Here is a 19718-nt window from a genome sequence, read left to right as displayed (position 1 = left end):
CCTGTTCACGTGCCTCATGCTCCTCCTCATGCGAGGAGGAGACGTGATTGACTGCGTTGCGCGGTCTCCTCGACATCCCCCTACCTCAACTGCGCGATGATAGAAACCGCGGCGACAAGACCCAAAACGAGACCAGTCGCCCGACCCTGCCACGCCCCCGCGCGCGGCCGGGTTTCGGCGAAGAGCGTGCGTCGGGAGCGCTCACATACGCGCCATAGCCAGGGCAAGACAAACAGGATGACAGAAGCCAGCAGTAGAACCAGACATAGCTGCACAACCTCCGGCGTCAGGCCGCCTATGCCGTTCGCGAACCAGTCGAAATAGCCGACGACAGACATCGTCAAGCACGTCACCAGCCCTCCCGCCAGCAGATTGGCTATGAAACGATCGGTGTAATCCGTCACACTCATACGCGCTCCTTCACTCGCGCCATCCGCCTTACCATTGATAGCCAATGCCAGCTCCAACCACACTGCCCGATCCGCTGGTACTCGCGCCGCCCTTGATCTTCAGATTGTCGGTAAGGCGTGCCGAGAAGCCGATCGCGACCGCCGAGTAGCCCTTGTAGTTGCCCGAGCCGATCCCGACCGCCAAGGTTTTGCCCGGGTCGACGTCGGGAATCATCGTCAGAGCGGTTGCGCCCGCGATACCGGAGTACGCCTGCCGCGCCAGCGCGTTCACGCCCTGCTGAACGGAGTTCAACTGCGACATGTTGACCGCATCGGTCGGATTCACACCCGGCGCCACGTTCGTAAGGGTCCGCTCGCTGCCCGGCGAGCCGAACGACACCGAATTCGCCTCGTTGGCGATCGAGCCGGAGCCCACCGCCACGGAGTTCGGCGCGGCGGCCACCGCGTTCGAGCCAATCGCCGACGAATTGGAGCCCGTCGCCTGTGCACCCGAACCCACCGCAACGCTATGGGCCGAGCTCGCGGTCGAATTGCCGCCGACCGCCACCGATTCCGTCCCCGTAGCACTCGCCGCACTACCGGTCGAATTCACAGAGACATACTGCGAGGACGTGTTGGCGACTGTCGACTGCGAGGTCTGCGGAAGCTGGGCGCCGAGTGAACCGTTGCCGAGCGAGCTGATTTGCGTTTCGAGCGCAAACAACTGACTGCCGTTGATCGCATCGGTGCTGGTGGCGGAGATCGTGCCCGCGGCTACATTGGTGAGCGCGACCGCCGAGCTCGCACCGACGCCGCCGAGCGTCACGCTGTTATGCGTGGCGCTGTCGTACAACACGGCGTCGTTTGCGACTGAGGCCACCGCCTGCAACTGGCTCACGTTCACTGCATCGGTCGGCGCCGTACCGGCGGCGACGCCGGTCAGCTGACGCGCGCCCGCGGTGCCGGTGAAGTCGACGCTGGTGCCGCCCGTGCTGGCTCCCACCGTGATGACCCCGTTGCCCGGCGCGCCGCCTACCTGCTGCACGAGACCGATCGTGCCTGTGGCGATGCCCGTGGACAGCGCGCTGACGCCGCTCGTTGCCGTACTGACGCTGGTGGACAACAGTGCCACTGTGCTGTTGGTCGTGCTCAGGCCCGTCGACAGGGACGCCACGCCGCTCTGAACCGTGCTGAGGCCCGTCGAGGTCGACGTCGACAGCGAAGAGACACCCGTCGACAGTGAGGAGAGGCCCGTCGACGTGGAAGTCGACAGCGAGCTCATACCCGTGGACAGCGACGAGAAGCCCGTCGACGTGGAAGTCGACAGCGAACCCAGGCCCGTGGACAGTGAAGAGATGCCTGTCGAGGTCGACATCGACAACGACGAGATACCCGTCGACGTGGAAGTCGACAGCGAGCTCATACCCGTGGACAGCGACAAGATACCCGTCGATGCGGAGGTCGACAGCGAACTCATACCCGTGGACAGCGACGAGATACCCGTCGACGTGGAGGTCGACAGCGAGCTCATACCCGTGGACAGCGACGACATACCCGTCGAGGTCGACGTCGACAGTGACGAAATACCTGTCGACGTGGAGGTCGACAGCGAACCCAGGCCTGTGGACAGCGAATCCACACCGCTCTGCACCGTGCTGATCCCCGTCGAGGCTGACGTCGACAGCGAGCTCATACCCGTGGACAGTGAAGAAATGCCGGTCGAGGTCGACGTCGACAACGACGAGATACCCGTCGACGTGGAGGTTGACAGCGAACTCAGGCCCGTGGACAGCGAATTCACGCCGCTCTGCGCCGTGCTGATCCCCGTCGAGGCCGACGTCGACAGCGAGCTCATACCCGTGGACAGTGAAGAGATACCCGTCGATGCGGAGGTCGACAGCGAGCTCACGCCCGTGGACAGCGAATTCACGCCGCTCTGCGCCGTACTGATCCCCGTCGAGGTCGACGTCGACAGCGAAGAAATACCCGTCGACGCAGAGGTCGACAGCGAACTCAGCCCCGTCGACAGCGACGAAATACCCGTCGACGTGGAGGTCGACAGCGAGCTCATACCCGTGGACAGCGAATTCACGCCGCTCTGCGCCGTACTGATCCCCGTCGAGGTCGACGTCGACAGCGAAGAAATACCCGTCGACGCAGAGGTCGACAGCGAACTCAGCCCCGTGGATAGCGAACTCACACCCGTCGAGAGCGACGTGACTGTGCTGTTAGTCGCGCTCAGCCCCGTCGACAGCGACGAAATACCAGTCGACGTGGAGGTCGACAGCGAGCTCATACCCGTGGACAGCGAATTCACGCCGCTCTGTGCCGTGCTGATGCCCGTCGACGTGGAAGTCGACAACGAACCCAGACCCGTGGACAACGAACTCACACCCGTCGAGAGCGACGCGACCGTGCTATTGGTCGTGCTCAGGCCCGTCGACAGCGACGAGATACCCGTCGACGTGGAGGTCGACAGCGAACCCAGGCCTGTGGACAGCGAATCCACACCGCTCTGCACCGTGCTGATCCCCGTCGAGGTCGACGTCGACAGCGAACTCATACCCGTGGACAGCGAGTTCACGCCGCTCTGTGCCGTGCTGATGCCCGTCGACGTGGAAGTCGACAACGAACCCAGACCCGTGGACAACGAACTCACACCCGTCGAGAGCGACGCGACCGTGCTATTGGTCGTGCTCAGGCCTGTCGACAGCGACGAGATACCCGTCGATGCGGAGGTCGACAGCGAGCTCACGCCCGTGGACAGCGAATTCACGCCGCTCTGTGCCGTGCTGATCCCCGTCGAGGCCGACGTCGACAGCGACGAAATACCCGTCGACGTAGAAGTCGACAGCGAGCTCATACCCGTGGACAGCGAGTTCACGCCGCTCTGTGCCGTGCTGATGCCCGTCGACGTGGAAGTCGACAACGAACTCAGGCCCGTGGACAGCGAAGTCACGCCGCTCTGTGCCGTGCTGATCCCCGTCGATGCGGAGGTCGACAGCGACGAGATACCCGTCGACGTGGAGGTCGACAGCGAGCTCACGCCCGTGGACAGCGAAGTCACGCCGCTCTGTGCCGTGCTGATCCCCGTCGAGGCCGACGTCGACAGCGACGAAATACCCGTCGACGTGGAGGTCGACAGCGAGCTCACGCCCGTGGACAGCGAATTCACGCCGCTCTGTGCCGTGCTGATCCCCGTCGAGGTCGACGTCGACAACGACGAGATACCCGTCGACGCAGAGGTCGACAGCGAACTCAGCCCCGTGGACAGCGAACTCACACCCGTCGAGAGCGACGTGACTGTGCTGTTAGTCGCGCTCAGGCCCGTCGACAGCGACGAAATACCCGTCGACGTGGAGGTCGACAGCGAACCCAGACCCGTGGACAGCGAATCCACACCGCTCTGCACCGTGCTGATCCCCGTCGAGGCTGACGTCGACAGCGAGCTCATACCCGTGGACAGTGAAGAGATGCCTGTCGAGGTCGACGTCGACAGCGACGAAATACCCGTCGACGCAGAGGTCGACAGCGAACTCAGCCCCGTGGACAACGAACTCACACCCGTCGAGAGCGACGTGACTGTGCTGTTAGTCGCGCTCAGCCCCGTCGACAGCGACGAGAGGCCCGTCGACGTAGAAGTCGACAGCGAGCTCATACCCGTGGACAGTGAAGAGAGGCCTGTCGTTGTCGACGTCGACAACGACGAAATACCCGTCGACGTGGAGGTCGACAGCGAACTCACGCCCGTGGACAGCGAATTCACGCCGCTCTGCGCCGTGCTGATCCCCGTCGAGGCTGACGTCGACAGCGAAGAGACACCCGTCGACAGCGAAGAGACACCCGTCGACAGTGAGGAGAGCCCCGTCGACGTGGAAGTCGACAGAGAGCTCACGCCTGTGGACAGCGAATCGACACCGCTCTGCACCGTGCTGATGCCCGTCGAGGCCGATGTCGACAGCGAAGAAATCCCCGTCGACGCGGAGGTCGAAAGCGAACTTAGGCCCGTCGACAGCGACGAGATACCCGTTGACGTGGAAGTCGACAGCGAACTCAGCCCCGTAGACAGCGACGTGACCTTGCTATTGGTCGTGCTCAAACCTGTCGACAGCGACGAGATACCGGTCGACGTAGAAGTCGACAGCGAGCTCACGCCTGTAGACAGCGATGAAATACCCGTCGATGTCGAAGTCGACAAAGAGTCGACCGTACTTGCGACCGAATACAACTGGCTGCCGTTTACCGCGTCAGTGCTGCTAGGGCCAATCAGGCCAGCGGCCACATATTGTATGCGTCGCTCAGCCCCCACAGCCCCAACGCTTACGACACCAGCAGCCCCGTCGGCGCCTGCGAACGAGCCATAAGTCGTACCACCGATCTGCTGAGTGCTATACGCGGTGGTCCCAGCCGTGGCAGTCGATGAAGCAGCGGTCGTAGAGGCGTTATTGCCGAGCGCGACCGACCCCATGACACTCGCTGTCGCCTGATATCCAATGGCTGTGGCCTTTGTAGCCTCCGCGTTAGCCGTCACACCAATTGCGGTAGCATCAAGAGCCGAAGCTGTAGATTGCGTACCAATTGCGATGCCATAAGAGCCGGTGTTGGTAACAACGTTGGAAACCCCTATCGCTATACCGTCCACTGCACTGGCGGTGTTTCCATATCCGATCGCAGAAGCGGTGTTCCCACTGGCAATGTTTGCATATCCAATCGCTACGGCATAGTTGGAATTAGCAGTGCTTTGATATCCGATTGCCAGAGAAGCCCATCCAGTAGCCGTTGCAGACGTGCCAATAGCCTCTGAGTTAGTGCCAGCTAATGCAGAGCCGCCAATAGCCACCGCATTAACGGAGGCAAGAGCAGAAGTTCCAATTGCGACTGTATTGGTATTTGGACTAGCTGTACCCGCTCCACCGCCGGCATAGTACTGTGCATGAGCAACCGGCGCATGCGTGCCAACCACCACAGCCGCCAAGGTAACCGCCTGAACCACCTTCGACTTCTTCGGCTTGCCCCTAGCTGAGTCGTGTTCCGACACGGCAACCCACGCCCCCAGCGACTCGTTCCAAATCGATCGGTACGTCTTATTCATTTTTTATTCCCCACCTCGTCCACTCACCCGATCGCTCATGAATTCTTTGATCCGGCTTCAGCACGACCCAAACAGAAAAAACGAGATCCCGGCGACAATGCCGCCACTAGGAATTATTATCAAATTCCTTTCAACCCGATCTCATTCCCCAAATATCATCTTGGCCAGCATATCGATCGCCTAAACCCGCATTGCGAATATTTGTGACATGCCATGGTTTCTGTCGGTATTTACTCCAAATAGCACCCCGCTTCCCGCTCACCATCGTTCCCATGCAGGTTGCGAGCCCCGTCCACTCTGGAGAGGCTTTGCGCGATCCTGCGATTCCAGCCTTCCGAAAGGGATCACCAGGCAGACGCACGCGATAAGGGCTACGGTGAACGGCCCATCGGCAATCCGATAGCTTCAGGGAATTTGCGTACATAAGGTGAACGAAATAGAAATAGCCTGCGCCTTATGAAGGCACTTACATCACGCCCCGATCGCCGGAGTTTTTTCGGCAGCGCGCATATATAACAGTCCGAAAGTACTGAAGCCACGCCATTTCTTGAAGATTGCCCAATTCGATACACTTCGCGAAAAATATCGCCAGAGTTCACGAATATTCACAACGCGCCGCCACCAGACCATTAGAATCGGAGCGCAATGGTCGACCGTGAAATTCGATTGAATTCACAAAGCGATCCGAATTGCGTCCACCTTGTATTCCCGTGACAAGTCGATCGCCACTTGCCCGCGCGATACTGCCCAATGTCCCCCGGGGCACGACCAGCGTCAATTTTTCGCGAGTAGATGTCCAGCCGTTGTGCGATAGCCGCAGTGAACACGACACACATCAAGCCGCAAACGCCGCCAGGATTGTTTTATTTATCAATGGCGGGAACGCACTCAAAAAATCAGGCAGTTGACCGTCGCGCCGAGCCAGACCCCGCCTAGAACGCCAAACAAGCGCCCCACCAGCATCGCATGCACATCCTCATCCCGCATGAACACGCTACGTCGCAACCGAAGGACTGTCTTCAGCAACAATGGCCTCGGCAGAAGCAGGCATGCAAAGGCTGCAGTTTCCAGCGTCAGGACGGACGCAGGCCGAACCTCGGATCGAATGGGACATTCTCCAATGATCCACTCCTGCGGAGATCGCCCACCTGACGAGAGCCCCCAATGCAATTCCCCAAACAAACCTGTCAGTCAAATACGTCGAACGCACAATCCCCTCTTGATTTCCGTTGTTCACCCGCACAACCGCCGAGCCGCCCCATCAATTAGCGGGCGAATAGTAGAGGACACCACAGTGCAGCGCGTCACAGAGTGTGAACCGCAAGGCTGGTCGAAAGCAGCGCCGTCATTTCTCATCGCCGCTCCGATGTTTCAATAATTCACAACTCATATCGCTCAATTCGATACGATTCAATGGCCGGAACTAGCCACGCGACAATTGACACATTCGTCGATGGTCGGACGTTGATATGAACAACGATGAAAGTTGTGCGACTCCGCGACACCTCCATTCGAGCGCGCGCATTTTTCAAAGTTTGCACCAGCGTTTCGCCGACCTTTCAGGAGACAGTGTCGATCCATTTTGATGTGAGGCTTGCAACATACGCGCACTAGAGATTGCTATGGAACACGTTGCTGCAGACATTCTCCGCTCTTGCACGGTCGCAGACGCGGAGCGCGGCCTCGCCAGACGGGAGTTCTTTTTCCTCTATCAGCCTAAGCTGCGTATGCAGGAAGGCCGGCTGTGTGGTTTTGAATCACTGCTGCGATGGAGCCACCCGGCACGTGGCGTCCTGACGCCCGCTTCGTTTATCCATCTTGTGGAAGACTCTGCACTTACCCCGCGTTTCACGGATTTCGTTATCGAGGAAGCTGCTCAAACGCTAGCCGATTGGACCGTTCGCGGATACAACACGCTTTCGCTAGCCGTCAATCTTCCCGCCCGAGAAATTGGCCGGCCCGGGCTGGCAAGCAAGTTATCCGCCCTGCTTCGCACTCGTTCACTCAATGCGGCACGCTTACAGATCGAGCTCACCGAGGCCACCGATCCGGGTCCAATTGAAGCGCTCGCCTCCGCCGTTGAATCCATCAAAGAATCCGGCGTAAGTATCGCAATCGACGACTTCGGCTCGGGCTGCTGGTCACTTACCATTCTGCATCGGCTCGGGGTCGACACGCTCAAACTGGACCGCAAGTTCATGTGCGATATTCAGAAGCATGCCGATTCGAAAGTCGTGGTCGAGTCGCTCGTGCAACTCGGACAACGTCTCGGAAAACGTGTCGTCATAGAGGGGATCGAAACGGCAGCGCAGTTCGCATGGGCGAGCACAATCGATCAGATAGATTGTCAGGGTTACTACATCTCCGCACCGATCACAAACGAACAAATCGACGAATTCGTTGCGAGACATGGCGTCACTCATTAGTTCTCAGTCGCCCAGCGATCTGATTGCGCAGTCCTCGCTCCAGCTGCACGAGTCTGGTACAGGCCTGAGTAGTCGCTTTCAATTCAGCCTGTCCCCGAATCCAAATACGCTATCGGTTCCCAGCAAACCGGTCTGTCAAGCTCGTTGAATCTCGACGGCGGTCGGTCACAAACATCTGCTTTTCCCGCTCCGACAAAAACCCGCGAGTGCGTGACAATTATTCACAACATCACGCCCCGTTCCGGTTATGCTGAATTCATCGACTTTTCCGGTCGATCATGGGCAGGAGAGCTAATCCCCGAAGCTGCGCCTGCTCCTTGAAGCCCCGACTAATCCCCGATTGCCGGGGCTTCACCTTTTCTCTTCCCATACTCCCTATTCGCTATCTCTCTCTCTCGAACGCGCACTGATACCGTTCCGTGAAGTACGGCGGACTGATCGTTAACACCCAACGCCCGGTTCGCTTTGCTCTGACACGCACATATCGGAATGCATTGCCCGCCCCTTGATGAAGGCTGTAAGCAGATGGAAAAAAACTACAACGCCAACGCTGAAAGCAGATCAGACCTGAGCTGCTCAGAAGCGTCGATCGACTTGGGCGTTTTGGTCTATATCGACAACAGAAAGGAGACCGTCGAGGAGTTTCATTGGCTCTACAAGAGCATGATTTTCAGCAACTTGTTCCTGCGCTCCAGGATTATTGCTGTGTGCCATCCTGATGCGATCAATCTTCTGCCAGTAGATGAAAAGTTGACGATCATTCCGAGTACGCCATACCTCGAGCGGAATGCTGAATGGCAGGGATATGCTTACATCAATAGCGTTGGAAACTTCGTTGATCAAAGCGTTTTTGACGAGTGCAAAAAATACCGATTTATATTGAAAACGGACTGCGACACGTTCGTTACGCCAGCATTGCTTGACTTTTCTCCATCCGGACTATGCTTTGGTTTCGGCGCGTACGCCTATGAGGAAGAAGTCCGATGGAAATTGTCTCAATGTAGTCTACGGTGGGGATTCCCTCATTCGGGCCTGCATAATGTTGGGGCTTCGGTCCTGGGACCATCGGACCATGTGTGCAACTTCCTCACTGCGCAGTTGGACTATTGCAACAAATTAATCAAAGAGGAATTTTCCAACTTCGAAGGTGCATGGCCAGGCTGGTGTAAGAATGTTTTGACGATGTACGCTGGGGAGCTAGCGCTTCGCTGCACCTATCCGCAACAATGTTCGCTCGGGTTCCTTGACCACTTCCCTTCTGCAACGAGAAATATCGGCAGTGACGTTCTGCATATTCATGCGTGGCATACGAACCAATATTGGTCAAAACACGACTTTCGCGCAGGAAAATATTTTGACATCAGATCAGACCAGATAGATCGAAACACTTTGGGGGGCTACTGCCATTGGCTCGCTCAGTCTGCTATTGATAACGTTGTAAATGAAAGACTCACTCGTTAGACGGGAATCATTGTGACGACTGAGTCGTGGCCTTCAGCCAGTCCAATACGATCTTCTCGGCTTTTTCACTCCACTTAAGTTGAGCAGACGTGAACCATGTTCGTTGGTTAGCCTAAAGACAGGCGACCTGCAGGTGGTGGGCTAACGGAAAAGTTTCTAGTCCCACCTGGTATGCCATTAACCCCGTCGATCGCCATTCCAGAAGCGAGGTCATCTTTTCGAGACGCGCAAACTCCTCTTGCCCCCGTCTTGTGAGGATCGCTATGTCGATGGGTTCGGGAACTCTCGCGTTGACTCTGGGCGGAAAGCGCTGGACCTCGACCAGTTCGAGGTTGCGAAGGGTAATCAGTTTCTTCGGCTTCTTCCCCCATGGGATCTGGCGGTGACAAACTAGCCTAAGCAATTGGAGACTTTCTTCGTTGGACAACACCGCAATCTCCTAACGTGCGCAATGGGTCATCCCGCTTGTACTGCTCTACTTCTGTCGCCGACCGATTCCTTTCAGCGTCTTCACAGCGATTGCGTCAAACAGCTCACGCGCGCTGAAAAATTCCAACCGCCCTTCCTCGGCAAAAATCCTCAGTCGCCCACCACAGATCTGAATCACGCAGTCCTGACCCCAAGCTGCTCGAATCTGACCTAAAAGTGCTTGCTGTTCATCGTCGTAGTAATACAGCCATGCTCGATATGCCGGATCAGGTCCCGCTACCGCGAAAGATGAGGCAACGTCCGTATGCATAGGGATACTCCATCGAGTGAACCACCGAATGGCCGCCCTCGATCACTTCGCGACCATAATACGACGCCCACGAGTTCAACCAGCAACGACCTAATGGACAACCACCGACCTCGGAAATATCAGCGCGAGAATCAAATGGAGAAATCCCCACACGAACAGCAGTGACAGTGAAATCGTCCCGATGCCAAGCAATGCGATCCAGCGCTTGCGAAGACCCGACATGTCTTCAACTTCGTCGGTCCGCCGCACGAGTTTCTTTGCCTCAGGTAGCCCCGGTTGAGTAGTTACTTCGCTTCGCATATATCAGCTTTTCCCGAAGAAAGCGTTTGAACAGCTTTGTGTATGGCACAGTTTGTCGCCGACTAAACGATTAATGCAATGAGCGCGACCGAACCGCATCGGCTTGCGGACGCATGTACTCTACCGGCGCGGGGCAACCCGGTCTGTCAAGGTTTGTTAAAACTCGAAGGAGAGTTCGAGATGCGAATCGTAGAGAACTGGCAGAACGACCACGAAGGTGCCTGACGCACACTAGGACCAGCGCCCTTTTGGTCTCGTCCTGACAAGCACATACCGGAATGCATCGCCTGACATCAGTGCAACCAGACGCATGATCCTCACCCCTTGCACGCCCGTCACAATCGCAGATTTTGACGTGAGCCACGCCTCCATCGCATCGAGTTGCTGATGCAATTCCGATATTGTTTTCGTCTTTAACTCATTCATTACGCGTCGCTCCCGTCGCTGCTAACAATTTCCAGAATCGTATCCAGGTTCTGGCGTGAAAACCTGATCGAATTCGATCAAACGCCGTCTGGCCAGGGAAACGACATCTGTATTTGTTTTCAGGGCGCTGTTACAAGATCGACCACTATCGATGGATAGGCGGTCGACTCCTCCGCCGCCTGTGCCACGTGGAGAAAATTAGCATCGCTGGACGCCCTCCCTTTCCACACATGATCGTTGACTTTCCGGCCTACCAGATACAGCCGAAAATATGCCCCTAGAATGATCACGCCCATAGCAGTTATTACGAGACCGCCTTTCGCCATGCGTATCTTCTCCAACTGCACACTGGTGAGTCGAACCCCAACGCGTTTCTCGCCGTGGCCGGCCGCGAGCAAGAGCATGTCGTCATCCGCGGCAAGAGACCAATTCGGCGTCTCCGTGCCGAGGCGTAGATAGAGCAGATCCTCTGCAGACCATGCAACCATGCGAGGCACCTTCAGCAATCAAAAAATTTTGTAGTCGTGCGGAGCGGTTTCGCGATTGCGCCGGTCCTCGGCCAACACGCGACGCGCCTCGCGATGGACTGCCAGAATGCCGAACGACAACTCGTCAAGACCGGCAGCTCGCGCGGCCATCTTGAGTGAAGCGTAATCTTCGGGGTGAAGCGAAAGGGTCACTTGGACCTGATGCGGGGTTGCCATGGATAGCTCCAGTTTCGTTCGGTGCTCACAAGGTTCGGGTTAGAACACTCGCAACCGAATGTAACCGGACGCGTACGTGTGGGTTGCCAAGAATTGTGACATCGGCGGCCCTTGTGCGTCTGTCGGGTAGGGCTTGCGATTGATCCATTCCGCGAGGCTCCCGAGTCTGGCCGAACGTGCCTAACGCTCCCAGGTAAAACCCGTGCTTTCAGCCAACGCAATCTGTTAGCCAACCGAAGCTTGCGCCAGAACAAACTCGACACGGCGATTCGCAAAGCGACCGCCCGCCGTCGCATTGCTCGCGATCGGCGTCGCTGAGCCATAGCCGCGTGCCGTCAACAGGTCCGGCTTCACACCCGCCTCGATCAGAAAACCGCGCACCGCGTCCGCACGCTTTTGCGAGAGCAGCAGATTGGCCTGCTCATCGCCAACGTTGTCGGAATATGCCTTGATATCGAGTGCCACGGGATGGCCGTCGTCAGAACATGCCTTAAGCAGTTGTGCGGACTCGGCAAGGTTCTCTTTGGCGGATAAAGGGATATGTCCACTGGATGCAGCGAAGTCCACGACCTGCAAGTTCAGAACTGTTGCGACATCCGGACCTATGCACGCGTTGCCCGCATCGAGCAACTTCGCCATCGCGCTCAGGAACAGTTGCGTGGCGAGATCGACGGCTTTTCCCGCGCTGAACTGACCGATTTCCCAGGACGGACCGAACACATTCTGCAGGCGCTGCTTCCAGCCAAGCGATGCATTCGCCGCCGCCCCGCCTAGCTCGATGTGCTGCGAGTCTATTCCGACCTCGGCGCGCGGCAGGGCCATCAACGACAAGAGCTCATCGATGTGCGTCAGCCAGTCAGATGGGCGCAGGCTCGCGTCGACTTTCAGGTCGGCGGCGAAGCGTCCCGCGCCAAATCTTCGGTTCAACACATCGGTAAGCGTTTGCCGCTCCGCATCGCTACTCAGCGTACCCGTCAATGAAGGTACGCCAGCTTGATTGACGCTAAATGCGATCTTTCCACTTCTCGTCGAAGCGTTCGCCGCCGGATTTGAAGCGGCTTCGGATACAGCATCGGCCGCCGGGGCAGACGCTGCACCTCCCGACGCCGTCATCGGAGCCGCCGCGCATCCCTGCGGTACGGATGAAGCCGCGTCCGGTCGCGCTACGACGCCAGGGACGGCCGACGCGATCGAGGGCGCGACGACGCCACTGGTCAAAACATTCGACGACGCGGTCGGTTCAACACCCGCCCTCTGCCCGAAAAATTGGGCATAGGCGAAAACCCCAAGCAGTATGGCCGTCAACACGGCAAACAGCAGCCATATGCCTCTACGCGAAGACCTCGCTCCGGCGACCGGCGCCGCGACTTCGTGCGCCGCGGCGGGTGCGGAACGTCGAAGTACGTTTTCATCGTCAGCCATCGGTTGCATCATATTGGCCGCTACTGACTCGAGCCTGCCTGCAATCGATCGAGTGAAATTGCCAGCATTTTCAAATCCGATCGATTCGGCGACGCGATCGGTCAAAAGCCTCGATACGACAGGTAATTGACCGCCGAGCAACGCAGGCAGTCCGGCCAACGTTCCTTGCTCAAGCAGAATGTGATGTTTGAGCACGCCGAACATCACCGAACCGACCAACGCGGTCATGACATGAGCGGCCTGAGGCGGTATGCCGGCCTGACGCGAGATCGGATCACTCGCCAGCGCGATACGCGTGCCGGTAGAACGCACGAAGAGCGACTCTCCTATTGTTTCAAGGTCTTTGATACTCGATGAAGCACTACACAGCCGCAGGAATTGCTCTTCGATACGGGCATTCGCTTCTGGCGACATCACAGCGGAGAATACGGCCTTCGCCCCATCGGGCGTCACCGCAGCCGCCATCAGCGAAGCAATCAGCGCAGGGCTGGCGTGGGTCGGAATCCTGCCGAGTATTTCCGACGAAAGGCCGATTTGCTCCGCAAGACACTGCCGGATCGAATCGGAAAATACCGCATCAATTGAGTTGGCAAGATCGATGCTCTTCATTTCTGTTCTCGTGAAATTGCTGCGCTTGAGCGCCTGGGCAAGGCCAGGCGATGTTTTGAGCGTAAGGTAAGCACTTTTAGAGAGCCTGTGAAGCACGCTTTAACTCTTTTCTAATAACTGACGTAAATCCGCAAACTTTGACAGAAGTTCAGATTTTGGTCGCGAAGGACAGCAGTTGAGCGTTTCACCAAATCGCCTGCCCGTAAATCTCGTCGGACGGATTTACAAATTGTGGCAATTGCCAGGAATAAGCACAGCTACAGTTCACGAACTCACGCGCAGGAGACCAAACAGAGCGTCTCTTTTTGGGTGGCCGCGATTGCACACTGAAAGAGTGTGGACGCACGGTGGTTGGCCGCGTCAATTGCCCACGGCATCAACCGCGACGACGCAACGAAAAACCGACGTGAATTCGTGCAGATGAAGAAAAAGACCAATGAGGCTCAATACTCCATGAAGTTCGACATGACAAAGCAATTTGGAGCAGCGCTACTGGTTAGCGTGGTGCTCGCAGGATGTTCCGCCGCATCAGGCCCGACGTTCAGTGCATACTCGGTCAACCTGCCGAATAATGAAAAGGCGTTTCGGGTGGATTGCGATGGACTCATCTCGAGCCAGAACACCTGTTATTCGAAGGCTCGCGAAATCTGCGGCAAGAACCCCGTGCGTCCGATGCAGGAGATTGCACCGCTTGCGGCCCCTGGAAGTCATCGCGACGTGCGCACGCTGACATTCCAGTGCGGAGCGGCGCCTGTCGCGCAGACAGCTCCGGTCGCAGCCCCTTCACCGATGCCTGCTGCTCCCCCCGTCGCGCGGGTTGCCGCTCCAGCATGCGTGCCGCCTCAGAAGCTGTCGTTGAACGGCGATGCAACTTTCGAACTCAATAAGGCGACGCTCACGACCGAAGCTCGTCTTCGTCTTGACGCGCTGATCAAAACTGCGGCAGGTGCGAGGTTCGACACCGTCATGGTGAATGGCTATACCGACGCGACGGCATCCAGCTCCTACAATCAGAAATTATCGACGCAGCGCGCGCAAAGCGTCGCGCAGTATCTGCAGAGCCACGGATTGAAGGCGCAGCAATTCGTTGTCAACGGACACGGCAGTGCCAATCCCGTTTCGCCGAATTCGACGGCAGACGGACGCGCAAAAAACCGGCGCGTGGAGATCGTATTGAACTAATACATGAGGCAGACCTCGTCCAGTGCACACGAGATTCACTGGCGGCCTGTTGGCGCGGGCTCCGGCATCGAAAATGCAAAAAAGCCCTTGGATTGACACGTTTCTCCGATAATCATCACCAGCAACCAGGAGGTGACGATGAACGCGATCCACGAGCTCTACCCCTATCTGCGCGTGCGCAACGCCGCACGGGCTATCGAGTTCTACGCGCAGGCATTCGGCGGCGTCGAGCAATTTCGCCTGACCGAGCCAGGCGGCCGCATCGGTCATGCCGAAGTGAAGATCGGTCCCGCGACCGTGATGCTGTCCGATGAATATCCCGAGCACGACATGCTCGGACCGACCGGCGACAGCCGGCCGAGTGTGCTGCTGCATATCCACTGCGACGACGTCGACGAGCTGTTCGCACGAGCGGTTGCAGCGGGCGCAACCGTGGTCCGCCCGCTAACCGATCATTTTTATGGCGAGCGCTCGGCGACCGTGCGCGATCCGTTCGGCCACGAATGGATGCTCGGCGCGCAGATCGAAGCGCTCACGCCTGAAGAGATGCAGCGCCGTTACACGGCGCTGTTCGACAGCTAGTGGATTGTTATATTGGGCTCCTCGCGCTTAATCCCCCGATGCGTGAGCTCTTTTTACATCCCGCCGAACGGCTTTTCCACCGTGAGCTTGTTGGTCACCGAAGTCACCCCCGGAACACCCTTCGCGATCGCCGCGACCTGATTGATCTGGGAAACGTCGGTGACCGTGCCGCTCAGCGTCACCGCGCCGCCTTTTGCGATGACGCTTATATTGCCGGCGCTGATCTCCTTATGCTTGCCGATCGCGGCATACACCTGCCGACGCAGCGCGCGATTGGCTTGCCTCGAGCTGACGGGGGCGGCTGCGCTAGCTGACATCGCGGGTGCGCCCGAAGCTGCACTAGCCGTCTGGCCCGACTGCGACCATGCGTTGCTCGACGCGGCCAGAATCAATATGGCAATCGCCAACGCGCGTGCCTGAATGCTTTTCATCGAATACTCCAGTTGTTATAGGCGACGTAATCAGAAGTTATGGCGGATGCCGACCATGGCCGCCGTGGTGGACACGCCAGGCGCAACCGGGGCGCCATAGACGATGGTCTGATTCATGGTGCCCCTGTTGTTGACATAACCCACCTGCGCGTAAGCCTTGGTGCGCTGGGACAGGTTGTATTCCGCGCCCACGGCGAACTCGCCCGAATGGTTCGCCGAGTTGTTCTTGTCTTTCAGGTAGTAGTACCCGGACGTGATCTTGAAACGCGGATTGAACTGGTAGCCGAGGCCCCCCGAGATCATTTCGAAGTCCGCGGTGTTGGTATGGGCCGGGTTCTTGCCGGCGCCGTACGAGGCCGACACCGAAAATCCGGCGATCGTGTACATCGCACCGAAATAGTAGAAACGGTTGTTCGCAAGCCCGGTCGCGGGGATAGCGGGCGCCGCCGGGTAGGTGATCGGGTACGGGTTGGTATCGTGGCCGTTGTAATACAACGCGGACAGATTCAGACCGTAGTTCGAATACTTGAGCACGGCCGACTCGCGCGTACCGCCCTGGAACTGACCGGCGACGCCGCCCGGCGCGTACTCGAGCGCGAGCGACGCGCCATGGAATTTCGGCGAGTTGTAGACGAGCGCGTTGCTGTCGTACAGCGCGCCGATCGGCGCGTTCGTGCTCGTGCCAGGCCAGCCGGCCGCCTGATTGATGCCCAGCCACGCGGTCAGAACACTGCCGAAATACTGCGCGCCGCGGACGTCGGTTTCCGCCATTGCGTAGATCATCGGAATGATCTGCCGGCCGGCGTCGAAGGTACCGAACGGCCCTGATGCGCCGACCGTCGCGAACTGGTTGAAGATCGCCGTGACGCCCGGCGTGTCGGACAGACCGAACTTGCCGTTCGCGGTGTTGAACGCACCCTGCAGCTTGAAGTTGATCTTGTAGCCGCCGCCGATGTCTTCGCTTCCCTTCATACCCCAGAAGCTCGAATAGATACCGCCGTCCTTCAGCTGATAAATTTTGCCCGTGTTCGGCGCGTGCGGCAGAAAGGTAGCGGCCGATGTGCTCTGATACAGCAGCCCCGTATCGACTACGCCATAAAGCGTCACTGACGACTGCGCATGAGCCGCGGTGGCGAAAATGGCCAACACGACAGCGCTGCTTGACTTCAACTTCATTGTGTCTCCTTCGCGTACCGGCGGTGGCGCAAAAGCCGATGCTGCGGTCGCTTCAAATGGTTGGTGGTTTTGTGTGCGCCGGGCGTACCCGGTCGCGTTGTTGCGTGAATCGAACTGCGTTGCTGCGAAAGCCGTGCGTCAGGGCAGGTAGTAGTTGCCGAACTGATCGCGTAACTGGTTCTTCAGGACCTTGCCTGTTGCGCCGATAGGCACCGTGTCGACGAACACCACTGCATCGGGAGTCCACCAGCGCGCGACCCGGCCGTTGAAGAAGGACAGCAGTTCGTCGCTGGTCAGCTCGCTGCCCGGCTTTTTCACGACCAGCAGCAGCGGCCGTTCGTCCCACTTAGGATGCCGTGCGGCGATACACACTGCCGTCGAGACTTCCGGATGCAGATAAGCGACGTTTTCGATCGCCGCCGAACTGATCCATTCGCCGCCCGACTTGATCACGTCCTTGCTGCGATCGGTGATCTGCATGAAGCCGTGCCGGTCGATCGTCGCGATGTCGCCGGTCGGAAACCAGCCGTCGCACAATGGCGACTCGACGTCGGCGCCGAAGTACTGCTGCGTGACCCAGTGACCGCGCACCTGCAGATCGCCAGCGCTCTCGCCGCCCCACGGCAATTCATTACCGTGGGAGTCGACGATCCGCATGTCGATGCCGAACAGCGCGCGTCCCTGCTTCGCCTGAATCATGTACTGATCCTCCATCGGCAGCGACTGCTGATGCGCCTTGAAGCTGCAGACCGTGCCGATCGGGCTCAATTCGGTCATGCCCCACGCGTGCAGTACCTCCACCCGGTGGCGCTTCTGGAACGCCTCGGTCATCGCGGTCGGACACGGCGCGCCGCCGATCACCGTGCGTCGCATCGACGAGAAGGTCCCGCCCATCGCATCGACATGCGTGAGCAGTCCCTGCCACACCGTCGGCACGCCGGCCGACAGCGTCACGTGTTCCGTTTCGATCAGTTCATAGAGCGACTTGCCGTCGAGCGCCGGCCCCGGAAACACCAGCTTCGCGCCGACCATGCAGGCGATATAGGGCAGTCCCCACGCATTCACATGGAACATCGGCACGACCGGCAGGATCACGTCGCGCGCGGAACAGTTCAGCGAATCGGGCAGCGCCGCCGCGTAGGTGTGCAGCACGGTCGAACGATGGCTATACAGCACGCCCTTCGGATTGCCGGTGGTGCCCGACGTGTAGCACAGCGACGACGCGCTGTTTTCATCGAGCAGCGGCCATTCGAAAACGTCGTCGTGCAGCTCGAGCAGATCCTCGTAGCACATCAGCATGCCGCTCAGGTCGTTCGCTTGCGGCATGTGCGCGCGATCGGTCATCGCCACGAATACTTTCGGGCTCTTCACCCGGGGCGCGACGCTCTCGATCAGCGGCAGAAAGGTCAGGTCGAAGAACACGACACGATCTTCCGCATGCTCGATGATGTACGCGAGCTGGTCGACGTGCAGTCGCGGGTTCAGCGTATGCAGCACGGACCCGGAGCCCGACACCGCGAAATAGAGCTCCATGTGGCGATAGCCGTTCCACGCGAGCGTCGCGACGCGCTCGCCCCGGCCGACGCCGAGCGTCGACAGCGCGTTGGCCATACGGCGCGCGCGCTGCGCGAGGTGCCGATACGAATAACGATGGATGTCTCCTTCCACGCGTCGCGACACGATTTCCTGTTCGCCGTGATGGCGCTCCGCGTGCGTGAGCAGCGCGGAAACCAGCAGCGACTGCTGCATCATCAAGCCTTGCATCTTTCCGTCTCCTGATTGGTTGTGGCGTCTCGCGCCTGGCCTACCCGGCCTTACGTTGCCGCGCTGCCGGCTCGCGCTTGCGAGGGCGTCGCGTTCGGCGCGTCGAGACTCACCACCACCTTTGAATCCACTATGTCGACCGGGAAGGTCGTCACGCTCAATCCGCCTGTTCCCGCCATGCAGCCCGTGCGCACGTCGAAGCGCAGACCGTGCGCCGGACAGCGCAACATGCAGCCTTCCAGCTGGCCGCTCGACAGCGCGGCCCCGTTGTGCGGACATGTGTTGTCGATGGCGTGAAGCGAGCCTTCGATGTTGAACAGCACGATGCTGCGGCCGTCGATGAAGGCCAGCTTGCGCTGGCCCGGCGCGAGCTCGCCGGCAACACCCACCACGATCCGACGCGACATCCCAGACTCCTTCTGATCCGACGCGGGCCGCGTCACATCAGTACCAGGCGGCGAATCAACGTCTCCGCCATTGGCCATTCGCCAAAGCCCGAAGCAGGGTTGAGGTGCCCCACTTCGCCGAGATCGACGAGGCGGCTGCCCCAGTCCTGCGCCATCTCCTGCACCCGCTCGAACCGCGCGAGCGGATCGTTGCGGCTCGCGCCGACGATGCTCGGAAACGGCAGCGGCTTGCGCGGAATCGGCAGCCAGCCGTTCTGCTCGAGCGTATCCAGCTCCGGATAGCCCGCCGGCATCGGCGTCTCGAGGTCCGCGGGCGCCGCGAGCAGCGCAGCGTGAATCTCGCGCTTGTGCTGCGCCGCCCAATGCACGGTGATCATCACGCCAGCGCTATGCGCGACCAGAATGACCGGGCCGTCGATCCGCGCGAGCGTGGCATCGAGCGCCGCGACGCGTGCCGCGCAACTGAGCTTGTCGTGCTCGAGCGGCGGCACCGACAGCGCTTTCGGCAGCCGTTGCTGCAGCAGGGTTTGCCAATGCTCCGCGACGTGGTCACGCAGACCCGGAACCATCAGAATGGTCGGTTTCAATTCGTAATTCATGGGAAGCTA

15 protein-coding genes and 1 pseudogene are annotated in these 19718 nt (G+C 59.0%); 4 read left to right on the top strand and 12 right to left on the bottom strand.

What is annotated here, in order from left to right; all coding sequences use genetic code 11:
* Window positions 1–80: 80 nt before the first annotated feature.
* From HDG34_RS13180 to HDG34_RS39110, 3 genes and pseudogenes are all read right to left on the bottom strand, one after another.
* Window positions 81–410, bottom strand: a complete 330-nt coding sequence (locus HDG34_RS13180; protein WP_184060620.1) for a hypothetical protein — start codon at window positions 408–410, stop codon at window positions 81–83.
* 28 nt (window positions 411–438) lie between these two features.
* Window positions 439–1563, bottom strand: a complete 1125-nt coding sequence (locus tag HDG34_RS39115; protein WP_311734910.1) for a YadA-like family protein — start codon at window positions 1561–1563, stop codon at window positions 439–441.
* 3045 nt (window positions 1564–4608) lie between these two features.
* Window positions 4609–5481: pseudogene (locus HDG34_RS39110) on the bottom strand (ESPR-type extended signal peptide-containing protein); the annotation flags it as partial.
* A 1622-nt stretch (window positions 5482–7103) separates the two neighbouring features.
* Here HDG34_RS39110 and HDG34_RS13170 point away from each other — a divergent pair.
* Complete coding sequence (locus tag HDG34_RS13170) at window positions 7104–7907, top strand: EAL domain-containing protein (RefSeq protein ID WP_184060618.1); 804 nt, start codon at window positions 7104–7106, stop codon at window positions 7905–7907.
* A 525-nt stretch (window positions 7908–8432) separates the two neighbouring features.
* Entirely contained in the window at window positions 8433–9368 is a 936-nt protein-coding gene (locus tag HDG34_RS13165) for a hypothetical protein (protein ID WP_260321145.1), read from the top strand.
* A 475-nt stretch (window positions 9369–9843) separates the two neighbouring features.
* On the opposite strand, the gene HDG34_RS13160 is transcribed toward HDG34_RS13165, so the two are convergent.
* From HDG34_RS13160 to HDG34_RS13145, 4 genes are all read right to left on the bottom strand, one after another.
* Window positions 9844–10107, bottom strand: a complete 264-nt coding sequence (locus HDG34_RS13160) for a hypothetical protein (RefSeq protein WP_184060616.1) — start codon at window positions 10105–10107, stop codon at window positions 9844–9846.
* Between the two features lie 845 nt (window positions 10108–10952).
* Window positions 10953–11321 (bottom strand): hypothetical protein, encoded by a 369-nt coding sequence (locus tag HDG34_RS13155; protein WP_184060614.1) that lies wholly within the window; start codon window positions 11319–11321, stop codon window positions 10953–10955.
* Between the two features lie 18 nt (window positions 11322–11339).
* Window positions 11340–11537 (bottom strand): hypothetical protein, encoded by a 198-nt coding sequence (locus HDG34_RS13150; protein WP_184060612.1) that lies wholly within the window; start codon window positions 11535–11537, stop codon window positions 11340–11342.
* 225 nt (window positions 11538–11762) lie between these two features.
* A complete protein-coding gene (locus HDG34_RS13145) occupies window positions 11763–13568 on the bottom strand; it encodes an OmpA family protein (protein WP_184060610.1) in 1806 nt (601 codons plus the stop codon).
* Between the two features lie 351 nt (window positions 13569–13919).
* Here HDG34_RS13145 and HDG34_RS13140 point away from each other — a divergent pair, with 351 nt between their 5' ends.
* Window positions 13920–14750 carry an OmpA family protein gene (locus HDG34_RS13140; protein WP_260321144.1) on the top strand — a complete coding sequence of 277 codons (831 nt, stop codon included), beginning with the start codon at window positions 13920–13922 and terminating at the stop codon, window positions 14748–14750.
* Window positions 14751–14888: 138 nt separating this feature from the next.
* Window positions 14889–15332, top strand: coding sequence for a glyoxalase/bleomycin resistance/extradiol dioxygenase family protein (locus tag HDG34_RS13135; protein WP_184060608.1), 444 nt, complete (start codon window positions 14889–14891; stop codon window positions 15330–15332).
* A gap of 53 nt (window positions 15333–15385) precedes the next feature.
* Here the strand turns inward: HDG34_RS13135 and HDG34_RS13130 are convergent, their stop codons facing one another.
* The 5 genes from HDG34_RS13130 to HDG34_RS13110 all read right to left on the bottom strand — a co-directional run bounded on the left by HDG34_RS13130 (window position 15386) and on the right by HDG34_RS13110 (window position 19709).
* On the bottom strand, window positions 15386–15763 hold the full coding sequence (locus tag HDG34_RS13130; protein WP_184060606.1) for a BON domain-containing protein: 378 nt from the start codon (window positions 15761–15763) through the stop codon (window positions 15386–15388).
* Between the two features lie 30 nt (window positions 15764–15793).
* A complete protein-coding gene (locus HDG34_RS13125) occupies window positions 15794–16939 on the bottom strand; it encodes a porin (RefSeq protein WP_184060604.1) in 1146 nt (381 codons plus the stop codon).
* 138 nt (window positions 16940–17077) lie between these two features.
* The gene (locus HDG34_RS13120; protein WP_184060602.1) at window positions 17078–18703 is read right to left on the bottom strand and encodes a 3-(methylthio)propionyl-CoA ligase; all 1626 of its coding nucleotides are present in this window, start codon (window positions 18701–18703) and stop codon (window positions 17078–17080) included.
* 50 nt (window positions 18704–18753) lie between these two features.
* On the bottom strand, window positions 18754–19110 hold the full coding sequence (locus HDG34_RS13115; RefSeq protein ID WP_184060600.1) for a Rieske 2Fe-2S domain-containing protein: 357 nt from the start codon (window positions 19108–19110) through the stop codon (window positions 18754–18756).
* 32 nt (window positions 19111–19142) lie between these two features.
* On the bottom strand, window positions 19143–19709 hold the full coding sequence (locus HDG34_RS13110) for an alpha/beta hydrolase (protein WP_184060598.1): 567 nt from the start codon (window positions 19707–19709) through the stop codon (window positions 19143–19145).
* Window positions 19710–19718: the final 9 nt, after the last annotated feature.

Source organism: Paraburkholderia sp. HC6.4b (genome assembly GCF_014200875.1).
Taxonomy (GTDB): domain Bacteria; phylum Pseudomonadota; class Gammaproteobacteria; order Burkholderiales; family Burkholderiaceae; genus Paraburkholderia; species Paraburkholderia tuberum.
Note: the sequence above shows the minus strand (reverse complement) of the source record. Positions and strands in the feature narration are given on the sequence as shown.